This is a genomic window from Micromonospora sp. CPCC 205561 (genome assembly GCF_036906775.1).
GTDB lineage: Bacteria > Actinomycetota > Actinomycetes > Mycobacteriales > Micromonosporaceae > Micromonospora.
This window is the reverse complement of the sequence record NZ_JBAKHV010000045.1, coordinates 44,757-55,176: the sequence shown is the minus strand read 5'-3', so window position 1 is coordinate 55,176 and position 10,420 is coordinate 44,757. Positions and strand designations below refer to the sequence as shown.

At 73.3% G+C, this 10,420-nt stretch carries 11 protein-coding genes; 4 read left to right on the top strand and 7 right to left on the bottom strand.

The window, feature by feature from the left end; translation table 11 throughout:
* On the top strand, positions 1–267 hold a 267-nt coding region (locus tag V6V16_RS21545; protein WP_334564721.1), incomplete at its 5' end, for a hypothetical protein.
* Positions 268–439: 172 nt separating this feature from the next.
* Here V6V16_RS21545 and V6V16_RS21540 read toward each other — a convergent pair.
* Both V6V16_RS21540 and V6V16_RS21535 read right to left on the bottom strand, forming a co-directional pair.
* Positions 440–1,315: an FG-GAP repeat domain-containing protein gene (locus V6V16_RS21540; RefSeq protein WP_334564719.1), complete on the bottom strand. Its 876-nt coding sequence runs from the start codon at positions 1,313–1,315 to the stop codon at positions 440–442.
* Between the two features lie 541 nt (positions 1,316–1,856).
* On the bottom strand, positions 1,857–2,654 hold the full coding sequence (locus V6V16_RS21535) for a S1 family peptidase (RefSeq protein WP_334564718.1): 798 nt from the start codon (positions 2,652–2,654) through the stop codon (positions 1,857–1,859).
* Positions 2,655–2,849: 195 nt separating this feature from the next.
* Between V6V16_RS21535 and V6V16_RS21530 the strand changes: the two genes are divergently transcribed.
* On the top strand, positions 2,850–3,116 hold the full coding sequence (locus V6V16_RS21530; RefSeq protein ID WP_334564717.1) for a hypothetical protein: 267 nt from the start codon (positions 2,850–2,852) through the stop codon (positions 3,114–3,116).
* A gap of 142 nt (positions 3,117–3,258) precedes the next feature.
* On the opposite strand, the gene V6V16_RS21525 is transcribed toward V6V16_RS21530, so the two are convergent.
* On the bottom strand, positions 3,259–3,804 hold the full coding sequence (locus tag V6V16_RS21525) for a hypothetical protein (RefSeq protein ID WP_334564716.1): 546 nt from the start codon (positions 3,802–3,804) through the stop codon (positions 3,259–3,261).
* 283 nt (positions 3,805–4,087) lie between these two features.
* Here V6V16_RS21525 and V6V16_RS21520 point away from each other — a divergent pair, with 283 nt between their 5' ends.
* Entirely contained in the window at positions 4,088–4,408 is a 321-nt protein-coding gene (locus tag V6V16_RS21520) for a hypothetical protein (RefSeq protein ID WP_334564715.1), read from the top strand.
* A gap of 148 nt (positions 4,409–4,556) precedes the next feature.
* Here the strand turns inward: V6V16_RS21520 and V6V16_RS21515 are convergent, their stop codons facing one another.
* From V6V16_RS21515 to V6V16_RS21500, 4 genes are all read right to left on the bottom strand, one after another.
* On the bottom strand, positions 4,557–5,024 hold the full coding sequence (locus V6V16_RS21515) for a ribose-5-phosphate isomerase (protein WP_334564714.1): 468 nt from the start codon (positions 5,022–5,024) through the stop codon (positions 4,557–4,559).
* A gap of 72 nt (positions 5,025–5,096) precedes the next feature.
* Entirely contained in the window at positions 5,097–6,296 is a 1,200-nt protein-coding gene (locus tag V6V16_RS21510) for a DUF1015 family protein (protein ID WP_334564712.1), read from the bottom strand.
* A gap of 90 nt (positions 6,297–6,386) precedes the next feature.
* Entirely contained in the window at positions 6,387–6,755 is a 369-nt protein-coding gene (locus V6V16_RS21505; RefSeq protein WP_334564711.1) for a hypothetical protein, read from the bottom strand.
* A 176-nt stretch (positions 6,756–6,931) separates the two neighbouring features.
* Positions 6,932–7,555, bottom strand: a complete 624-nt coding sequence (locus V6V16_RS21500; RefSeq protein ID WP_334564709.1) for a DsbA family protein — start codon at positions 7,553–7,555, stop codon at positions 6,932–6,934.
* Between the two features lie 212 nt (positions 7,556–7,767).
* On the opposite strand from V6V16_RS21500, the gene pepN reads away from it, so the two are divergent.
* Positions 7,768–10,317: an aminopeptidase N gene (gene pepN, locus V6V16_RS21495; protein WP_334564708.1), complete on the top strand. Its 2,550-nt coding sequence runs from the start codon at positions 7,768–7,770 to the stop codon at positions 10,315–10,317.
* Positions 10,318–10,420 lie beyond the last annotated feature (103 nt).

Below are 10,420 nucleotides of genomic sequence, written 5' to 3'. Positions count from 1 at the left end.
CGCGACGGCGTCCGGCTGCTGGGCCGCGTGCCGGCGCGCCACGTCGACGAGCGTGCGCAACTGAACAGTCACCGGTCCTCCTCAGTGGGCGTACGGGTGGGGCGGCTCAACGCCACGTCGGCCGCGATTCGCATGTCGGGCGAATGGACCAGAGCCATCCGCACCTCGTCCTCGGCCGGACCGCCATTGGCGTCCGGGAATCGTCAGGGCAAAGAGGCGCGGGACCAACGGCAATTGCCGCCTGCCCGATCGGCGCGCTGTTCTTGACCAGCGATGTTGTCATCGCTATTCCTCCGACTGCGTGAGGTGATCTGCGAACGGCTGCGGAATTGAACGTAATCGGCGCGTGCCATTACCCGGTAACAGCGGAAGAACTGACGTTCGACCATCCGCGCCCAGAGACGCTCGCGCGGCACCCGACCGGGGAACCGGGCGGCGGTCAGCTCACCACCGAGTACTTCTGCCAGCCGGTCGCGACGACCTCCGCCGCGGAGAGCGTCGCGGCCGGCCGGTCCGGGTCGAACTTGCCGGTGTGCAGATGGACGACGAGCGTGCCGTCGGCACGCACCGCCAACAGGTCCGGCCGGCCGTCAAGATCGATGTCCGTCACCGCGATCTGCGTGAACTCCTGCCACCCCCGCCCGAGCGTGAACCAACGCCCCTCGCCCCGCCACCACGGCCCCTCCCCGGAGGTGTTGTGCGCGAACTCGTACACGTCCAGATCACCGTTCGCACGCCGCACCAGCAGATCCGGCCGACCCGTCCCGGTGACGTCCGCCATCGCCAACGGAAAGTCCTCGACGTCCACCGTCACCATCCGGTGCGCCGTACGGTCGTACGTCTCGTTCTGCCGCACCTGCCGCTGGTTGAAGAACGCGTCCACATTCCCCGCGTCCTTCTCTCGACCGAACATGTCGTCACAGCCGTCCAGGTCGACGTCGGCGATGCCCAGGGTCTCCCACTTCTTGTCGTCCCGCGAGCCCGAGATGCGGATCGGCTCCCCGAGCGTGTCGAGACCGTTCAGACCGCCCCTGTTCGGATAGAGGAAGATCCCGTGCGTCTCGTTCATATGGCTCACGCTGACGCCGATCACGTCGGCGTAGCCGTTGCCGTTGACGTCGATGGGACGGACCAGCGCGTGGTTCCGCGTCTCGTGGAAGCCGGTGCCGATCAACACCGGCTCGCCGTAGGTCTCGCCACCGCGGAAGCTGCCGCTGTGCGGGAAGACCAACAGGTTACCCGTGACGTCGTCACGGGCCATGATGTCCAGCATCCCGTTCCCGTTGAACGAACGGCAGTGACCATTCCCGCTCATGGCTGCCACAAGCTACCTCCACGTAACCGGATGCGACGCTCCGATCATCACGAACAGGATCTGGGCGAGGTAACCCCTACCCGCACCCCTCACCACCCGCAAGCCGGCGACCGGCGAGGGGAAATCGACATACGACAAAGCAGACTTTCGGCTCTCGCCACCGATCGGTATCCCGCCGCCAGTCATGGACATCAGAGGACCGGTCAGGGGAAGGGAAAACGCGACTTTCCGCTACATCGAAATGTCTCGTCTCGAATCGAGGCCGGGGCCCGAGCGGCCCGCCGCGCGCCGACCGTCCGACGGGCAGCCCTCCCACCAGGAGCCCTCCCCGCCACGCCGGCGTGCGCGACGTTCGAAGCCGGCGGGGCGGAGGGCCGCCCGAGTTGACCGGGAGAACAGAAGTGGTGACGGACGGTAGTCGACGCGGCGACCGGGCGGGCCGGACGCACACCCCCGGCGGCCGGGTGGGCGCACGGGCAGGGGCACGCGAGCGGGGGCCCGACCGGACGAACCGGCCGGGCCCCCGGGGGCGGTCGCGGGGTCAGCCGCCGAGGCTCGCCGCGGCGGAGGCGATCGCCGAGGCGAAGTAGCTCACCTGGGTGTAGACGCCGGGGTAGGAGGGACGGGCACAGCCGTTGCCCCAGCTCACGATCCCGACCTGGATCCAGGCGTTGCTGGCGTCACGCCGGAACATCGGGCCGCCCGAGTCGCCCTGGCAGGTGTCGATGCCGCCGCTGGCGTAGCCCGCGCAGATCTCCTCGCTGGGGATGATGTCGCCGCCGTAGTACGAGTTGCAGGTGGCGTCGCTGACGAACGGCACGGTCGCCTTGCGCAGGTAACGCTGCTGCGCCCCGCCCTCGCGGGTGGCGCCCCAGCCGGCGACCGTGAAGGTGCCGCTGTCGTACGCGGTGCTGGTGGCGATCTTCAGCGTGGGCACCGAGGTCACCGGCGTCGCCAGCCGGATCAGCGCCCAGTCCTTGCCGGCGCCGTTGTAGCCGGGCGCCCGGTAGACGTAGTTGGAGCGCACCTGGATCCGGCTCGACGACTGGAGGTCCACCACGCCGAGGGTGGCGGTGATGCTGGTGTTCGCGCCCGTCCTGCTGACGCAGTGCGCGGCCGTCAGCACGAGCTGCGGGCTGTAGAGCGCCCCGCCGCAGCCCATCGAGAGCCGGACCATGAAGGGGAACTCCCCCTGGGCGGCCAGGGTGCCGCCCACGACGTACGGGGTCACCTCGGGGGCGGGGCGGGCACCCGCCGGAGGGGCCAGGACGAACGAGCCGGCGGTGACCGCCACCAGCGCGGCGGCCATCCGGCCGACGAGTGTGCGCCAACGGACCATGGGAGCCTCCCGAACCTCGCGGCGCACCGAGACGACGCGCCGGCAAACCGATGGCGGGAGCCTATGGACGTGCATTGATGGATGGCAATGCTTCTACACATCCCGCGTCGGTCATACCGCAGGCCACCGGGTCCCGGACCCGCTCGCCCGGGGACCGCCCGTTTTGCACCCGACCGACCCGGGTACGGCGTCGGTATGGACACGAACACGAAGGCACACCTCATCGGCGGCCCCCGGGACGGCAGCACCCTCGACACGGGCGGCAAGGCCCTGGTGGAGGTGGAGATCGACGGCATGATGCACCGCTACATCCAGACCACCAAGCAGCACGACGAGGGGGGCCCGATCTACAACTACGACGGCATGGTGGCGCCCGACGGCGGCGAGCCCGGCGTCGAGGACCCGGCCGCCCGCGTCGCCTCGCCGAAGGCGGACGCGGAGGGCCACGGCGGGAAGCACTGACCCCCGGGTCAGTCCCGGTCGGCCGTGGATGATTCGCGGCCGGCCGGGTAAGCGGCGGCGACCTGGTGGAACGACCGAGGTCGTGGCACGCCACGACCGGGCGCGCGGGCGGGCGGCACGGCCGACCCGCCCGGGCGTGCGGTCAGTGCCCGGTGACCCAGTTCCAGGCCGACACGACCCATTCGGTCTGCTGGAGGTAGGCGACCCCGAGGCCGGTCAGGAAGACCGCGGTGACCAGGTGCGCCCCGCGCGCGCTGCGCCGCACCCGGCCCATCTGCCGCTCCAGCACGACCCGGCCCAGCAGCCGGGCCAGTGCGAAGAGGCCGGCGGCGACCAGCAGGCTCAGCAGGAAGATCAGCAGCGGCCCGGCCAGGTCGCCCCCGCCCGAGATCGCCCAGATCCCCCAGCAGACGAAGGCGAAGAGCCCGCCGGCGGCGCTCCACTCGCCGCCCCGCTTGAGCTGTTCGACGTGCCAGCTCAGCGGCCGGCGCGGCGCCGGCCCGTCCGACCATCCCGGGCCCGTCGGCTCGTGCTCGACGACCGGGAACGGCTCGGTGCGCTGCGTGCGGGACTGCCCGACCGAGGCCACCCCCCGCCGGTACGCGTCGCGCTGCGGCGGCACGCCGGCACCGGGCTGCGGCGGCACCTCGACGGTCCGCTCGGCCCACGGCTGTGTCTGGTCGACCATCTCGTCCCCTCCCCTGGACCGACGGCGACCACCGGCCGCCGTCTGTTCCGAGGGTAGCCACCCGGCAAATCGCCCGCCGAGCCCGCACCGGCGGGCCGACGGGCGCGCGCGTCCCGGGCGCGACGGAACGGGCCGAGCGCCCCGGCCGTCGCGACAGGCCGGGTCGGGCCCGCCGGGCGACGTGGCCGAAGTCACCCGCGCGGGCCCCTCCGGCCCGGCGGCCCGCCACGGGCACGGGTACGGGCGGCCGGCACCGGTGGGCCCGGGACGGTACGGTCGGCTTATGGGGGAGATCGAGCGACGCCGACGCCGGCTGCGGCACCCGAGCGGCGACACCGGCGGCACCGGCGAGCCGAGCGCGACGACCGGTGGGGTGCACGACACCCCCGAGCCGCCGCGCGGCCGCCGGGGCGGCCCGGGCGACGAGGGCGAGCGCGGCCTGCGCGGCCTCGTCGGCCCCGGCTCGTCCCAGGTCAGCGTGACGGCCGCGATGCGGGCCCGCGACGCCGCCCGCCCCACCGACCAGGATCTGGCCGAGGCCGAGGCGCGCGTGGTGATGATCCGCCGCAACTGGACCCCCCGCGAGGACCTCCCCCGCCGCTGAACTTCCGACCCGCCACTGCGGCCCGGCCCCGGGCCCCGGCCGGTACGCGCGGCGCCCGGCCGGCGGCGGAAGGCGGGCGGGGAGGCCCCGCGGCGCCGGCTCCCGCCCGGTACCACGGCGCGGGCCGGCCGGGCGGACCGCCGGTCCGTCAGGGAAGCGGGGGAAGCTCGCGGGTGCGCTCGTACTCCGCCATCTGGGTGATCCGGCGGGCGTGCCGCTCGTTGCCGGAGAACGGGGTGGTCAGGAACGCCTCGACGATGGCGGTGGCCTCGTCCAGCGTGTGCTGCCGGGCGCCGACCGCGACGATGTTCGCGTCGTTGTGCTCGCGCGCCAACTGGGCCGTGTCGACGCTCCAGGCGAGGGCCGCCCGGACGCCGGCCACCTTGTTCGCGGCGATCTGCTCGCCGTTGCCGGAGCCGCCGATGACCACCCCGAGGCTGCCCGCGTCGCCCACCACCCGGTCACCGGTGTGCAGGCAGAAGGCCGGGTAGTCGTCGTCCGGGTCGAAGCTGTGCGGGCCCACGTCGACGACGTCGTACCCCTCCTTGGCCAGGTGGTTGACCAGGTGCACCTTCAACTCGAAGCCGGCGTGGTCGGATCCCAGGTAGACGCGCATACCGCGCAGTCTGTCAGGCGCGCCTCCGGGACGACGCGCGGGCGGCGCCCCGGAGGCGGATTCGTCACAGACTCAGCGGGACAGCTCGGCGACGACCAGGCCGCCGCGCGCCTTCGGGGTGAACCAGGTGCTCTTGCGCGGCATCTTCTCCCGCGCCAGGTTGACCGCCACGAAGTCGTCCACGGTCACCGGGGCGACCAGCACGGCCAGCTCCGCCCGCCCCGCGTCGACCTCGCCGGTCAGCCAGCTCGCCGGGTAGTCGCCACCGACGTAGGTGATCCGCTTGTCGCCCGGGTCCAGCCCGAGCGCGTCGCGCAGCAGCAGCCGCTCGACCAGGGCGTGGTCCAGGTTCTCCAGCCGGTTACCGCCGACGTGCGGCAGGGTCACCTCGTACCCCCGGCCGGCCAGGCGGAGGTGGACGGTGCCGCCGGCCGTCGGGACCTCGACCGGGCCGTCGATCGGGCTGATCTCCGCGCCGGCGGCGCGGAGCCGGTCGAGCAGGTCGTCGGCGGTGGTGGTCAGCTCGCTGACCAGCCGGTTGTAGGGCTGGATCGCCACCGAGGCGGGGGTGGTGACCACGGCGAGGAAACGCGGCAGGCCGCCGGTCTGCGCGGCCAGGCTGCGGTGGTTGCCGTCGGCCACGACCAGCTCGCCGCCGCCCGCCAGGGCGGTCAGCTCGTCCTGGCGCGGGCCCGGCCCCAGCAGCCAGATGGCGTGGGTGCGCCCGGCCTGGTCGGTGTCGGTCGCGGCCGGCGCGCCGGCCGCGTCGGTCGCCGCCGCGAGGGCGGCGTGCAGCTCGTCGCCGCGCCCGGTCTGGAGCAGGAGTACGGGCGACAGCAGGTGCCCCAGCGCCTCGGCCAGGGCCACCCGCTCCCGCACCTTGGCGATGAAGACGTCCTCGTTGCGGATGACCAGCCCGGGCTCGTCGGCGCGGGTGGAGATCTGGTCTGTGTCGACCATGGCGAAGAGCCCGTACGCGTTCCCCTCCCCCGGCGCGCTGATCCGGTAGAGGACCACGACCTGCTCGGCCGGGGTGTAACTGCCGTCGGCCTTGGCCTCGGCGAGGCGGGTCACCGCGTCGGGCAGGGCGTCGAGGAAGGAGTTCCCCAGGCTGCCCGGAGCCCGGTGCGGCATCTCGATGCCGAGGGCACTCTGCGGGTTCGCCTCGATGATCGCGGTGATCTCCGCGTCGTCGGCGAACTCGTCGTAGTTCTGCGCGCCGGTGCCGCCAGTGGTGATCCAGGCCCGGGCGATCGGATGCACGACCGTCATGTGCCCAGACGCTACCGGCGGCGCGGGGGGCGCCGACGCGGGACCCGCTCGGCGTCCAACAGTTGAAAGAGCTACCGGCCGGGGTGCGGCTCAGGCGGTGCGGTCGGCCTGCCCGGCCGCCCGGCGGTGCCGGCCGCCCGGCGCGGGGGCGCCCCCCGGTCGCCGGCCCGCCGTGCCCGGCCCGGCCGGCAGGATCCGGCGGGGTCCGGCCGACGCCAGCCGCTGCTCGGCCGGCTCGGCGGGCGGCCGCCCGGTCGGCGGGGTGAGCCGGGAGGTGGCCGGCACGCGGGCGACGCCGACCACGATCGGCGGGGCGAGCAGGTCCACCATGTGTGCGGGAAGGTCGGGGCGCAGCGTCGGCCAGCGGGAGTCGTCGACCGACCAGTACGCCGTCTCCGGGCCCTCGGTCACCCCCTCCCGGGTCGACGGGTCCTCACCGGACGCGCGGTGCTTGGCCATCGGATTGCCTCCACGAGCTGCGGGGTGCGGCCCTGCGGGTCGCTGCGGCGGACACCGAGGAGAACGATGCCGCGCGCCCCCCGGTGACGCCGACGCGGCGCGTACGTCCGGGCGCGCCCCCGCGGCGGACCGCATCGCGGATCCGACGCGGGGGCCGTGGCCGAGGCGGCCGGCCGTCAGTCGAAGATCGGACCGAGCTCGCGGGAGCGCTTCAGCTCGTAGAAGCCGGGGGTGCCGGCGACCAGCAGGACGCCGTCCCAGAGCCGACCGGCGGCCTCGCCCTTCGGGGCCGGGGTGATCACCGGGCCGAAGAAGGCGACCGTGCCGCCGTCCGGGCCGGGCGCGTGGATCACGGGGGTGCCGACGTCGGTGCCGACCGGGCGCATGCCGGCCTCGTGGCTGGCCCGCAGCGCCTCGTCGTGGTCGCTGCCCGCGGCGGCGTCGGCCAGTGCCGGGTCGAGCCCCGCGTCGGCCAGCGCGCCGGCGATCAGCTCGGGCGAGATCTCCTGCTGCCGCAGGTGGATCCGGTCGCCGAGCGCGGTGTAGAGCTTCCGGACGGCGTCCTGGCCGTACCGCTGCTCGACCGCGACGCAGACCCGCACCGGGCCCCACCCGGTCCGCATCATCTCCTGGTACTCCTCGGGCAGCTCCCGGCCCTCGTTGAGCACCGACAGGCTCATCACGCGGAAGCGGATGTCCACTTCCCGGACCTGCTCGACCTCCAGCAGCCAGCGGGAGGTGATCCAGGCCCACGGGCAGAGGGGGTCGAAGAACATGTCTACGGCGGCACGCTCGCTCACGGTGGGTCCCTTCACGACGGGTGGCACCGGCCTCCGGCACCTCGCCCGATCTTCACCCCGACGGGTATCGACCGGCACCGGAATGAGAGCGTGAGCTAGCCCACCACAGGGTGTTCGTGCATGGAAGACTCGAATCCGGCCGTCACGAGCGGTCGATGACGGCGCCAACCGGGCGCACGGCGAGAACGGGATGGAGACGAACAGTGCCGGGAGTGCGCAACCTGACGCAGGTCGAGGCAACCGAGCGGGCCCGCCTGCTCGACGTGACCGGGTACGACATCAGTCTCGACCTCTCGTCCGCCGTCCGCGCGGCCGACGGTCGCACCTTCCGGTCGACCACCGAGGTCCGGTTCCGCTGCGCGGAGCCCGGCGCGAGCACCTTCATCGAGCTGGCCGCCGACTCCGTGCGCTCGGCGACGCTGAACGGCTCCCCGGTGGAGCTGGGCGACTGGTCGGCCGAGAAGGGCCTGGCCCTGTCGGGGTTGGAGAGCGAGAACACACTGCTGGTCGAGGCCGACTTCGCGTACTCGAACAGCGGGCAGGGGCTGCACCGCACCGTCGACCCGGTCGACGGCGAGACCTACCTCTACAGCCAGTTCGAGACGGCCGACGCCCAGCGGGTCTTCGCCTGCTTCGACCAGCCCGACCTGAAGAGCGTCTACACCTGGCACGCCACCGTCCCGGAGCACTGGAAGGTGGTCTCGAACATGCCGGTGGAGCGTGAGGAGGCCGCGGGCGAGGGACTCAAGACGGTCCACCTCACCACCTCGGCGCGGATGAGCACCTACATCACCGCGCTCTGCGCGGGGCCGTACCACGAGGTGCGCGAGACCCACGACGGCATCGACCTGGGTGCGTTCTGCCGGGCCTCGATGGCGCAGCACCTCGACGCGGACGACCTCTTCCTGGTCACCCGGCAGGGCTTCGACTTCTTCCACGAGAAGTTCGGCGTGCGCTACCCGTTGCCCAAGTACGACCAGCTCTGGGTGCCCGACTTCAACGCCGGCGCGATGGAGAACTTCGGCTGCGTCACGCACGCCGAGGCGCACTACATCTTCCGCTCGCAGGTCACCGACTACGAGTACGAGCAGCGGGCGAACACGATCCTGCACGAGCTGGCGCACATGTGGTTCGGCGACCTGGTCACCATGCGCTGGTGGAACGACCTGTGGCTGAACGAGTCGTTCGCCGAGTGGGCGAGCCACTGGTGCAACACCCACGCCACCCGGTTCGTCGACGCCTGGACGACCTTCCTCTCCATCCGGAAGAACTGGGGCTACCGGCAGGACCAGCTCTCCTCCACGCACCCGGTCTACTGCGAGATGCCGGACCTGGAGGCGGTCGAGGTCAACTTCGACGGCATCACGTACGCCAAGGGCGCGAGCGTGCTCAAGCAGCTGGTCGCGTACGTGGGTGAGGAGCCGTTCGTGGCGGGCCTGCGGGCCTACTTCGACAAGCACGCCTGGGGCAACGCCACCTTCGACGACCTGCTCACCGAGCTGGAGGCGGCCTCCGGCCGGGAGCTGCGCAAGTTCGCCGCCCAGTGGCTCGAGACGGCGCAGGTCAACACCCTGCGGCCGGAGCTGACGGTCGGCGCGGACGGCAGCTACGAGCGGGTGACGGTCCGCCAGGAGGCACCGGCCGCGCACCCGACGCTGCGCACCCACCGGATCGGGGTGGGCCTCTACGACCTCACCGACGGCCGGCTGGTCCGGCGCGAGCGGTACGAGGTCGACGTCACCGGCGAGCGGACCGAGCTGACCGAGCTGCACGGGGTGCCCGCGGCCGACGTGCTGCTGCTCAACGACGACGACCTCACCTACACCAAGCTCCGCCTCGACGAGCGGTCGATGGCCACGGTGGTGCAGCACATCGCCGGCCTGGAGTCGTCGCTGGCGCGCGCGCTCTGCTGGACCGCCGCCTGGGACATGACCCGCGACGCCGAGCTCGCGGCCCGCGACTACGTGGCGCTGGTGCTGACCGGGCTGCCCGCCGAGACCGACATCAACCTGGTCAACGCCACCCTGCGCCAAGCCACCACCGCGATCGTCTACTACGCCGACCCGGCCTGGGCGCCCACCGGCTGGGCGGAGCTGGCCCGCACCGCGCGTACGGCGTTGGCGGCGGCGGAGCCGGGCAGCGGCTTCCAGCTCACCTGGGCCCGCGCGTACGCCTCGGCGGCCCGCTCCGCCGAGGACCTGGCCGCCCTGCGCGGCTGGCTGGACGGCACCGGCGTCCCGACCGGCCTGGCCATCGACACCGAGCTGCGCTGGGCGGTGCTGGACTCGCTGGTCGCCAACGGCGCGGCCGGTCCCGCCGAGATCGAGGCCGAGCTGGCCGGGGACCGGACGGCCAGCGGCGAGCGGGAGGCCGCCTACGCGCACGCGCTGGTGCCGACGGCCGAGAACAAGGCCGCCGTCTGGGCCCAGCTGACCGGGCCGGACGCGCTGCCGAACTGGCGCAACCGGGCGCTGTTGCAGGGCCTCATCCACCCGGCGCAGACCGAGCTGGTGGCGCCCTACCGGGAGAAGTACTTCGCGGCGGTCGCCCAGGTCTGGGCGAGCCGGGACAGCGAGCCGGCGCAGGAGTTCACGGAGCTGGCGTACCCGAGGTACCTGGTGGACGACGAGACCGTGGCGGCCACCGACGCGTGGCTGGCCGGCGAGGGCCACCCGGCGTCGCTGCGCCGGCTCGTGGCCGAGGGCCGCGACGCGGTCGTGCGCGCGCTCAGGGCCCGCGCGAAGGACGGCCGGAGCGCCTGAGCGACGAGCGGCACCGCCGGGGCCGGCGTGGGCGCGAGCCCGCGCCGGCCCCGGCGGCGAAACCGGCACGACGGAGCGGGCACGCCCGGGCCGCCGCCGGAGG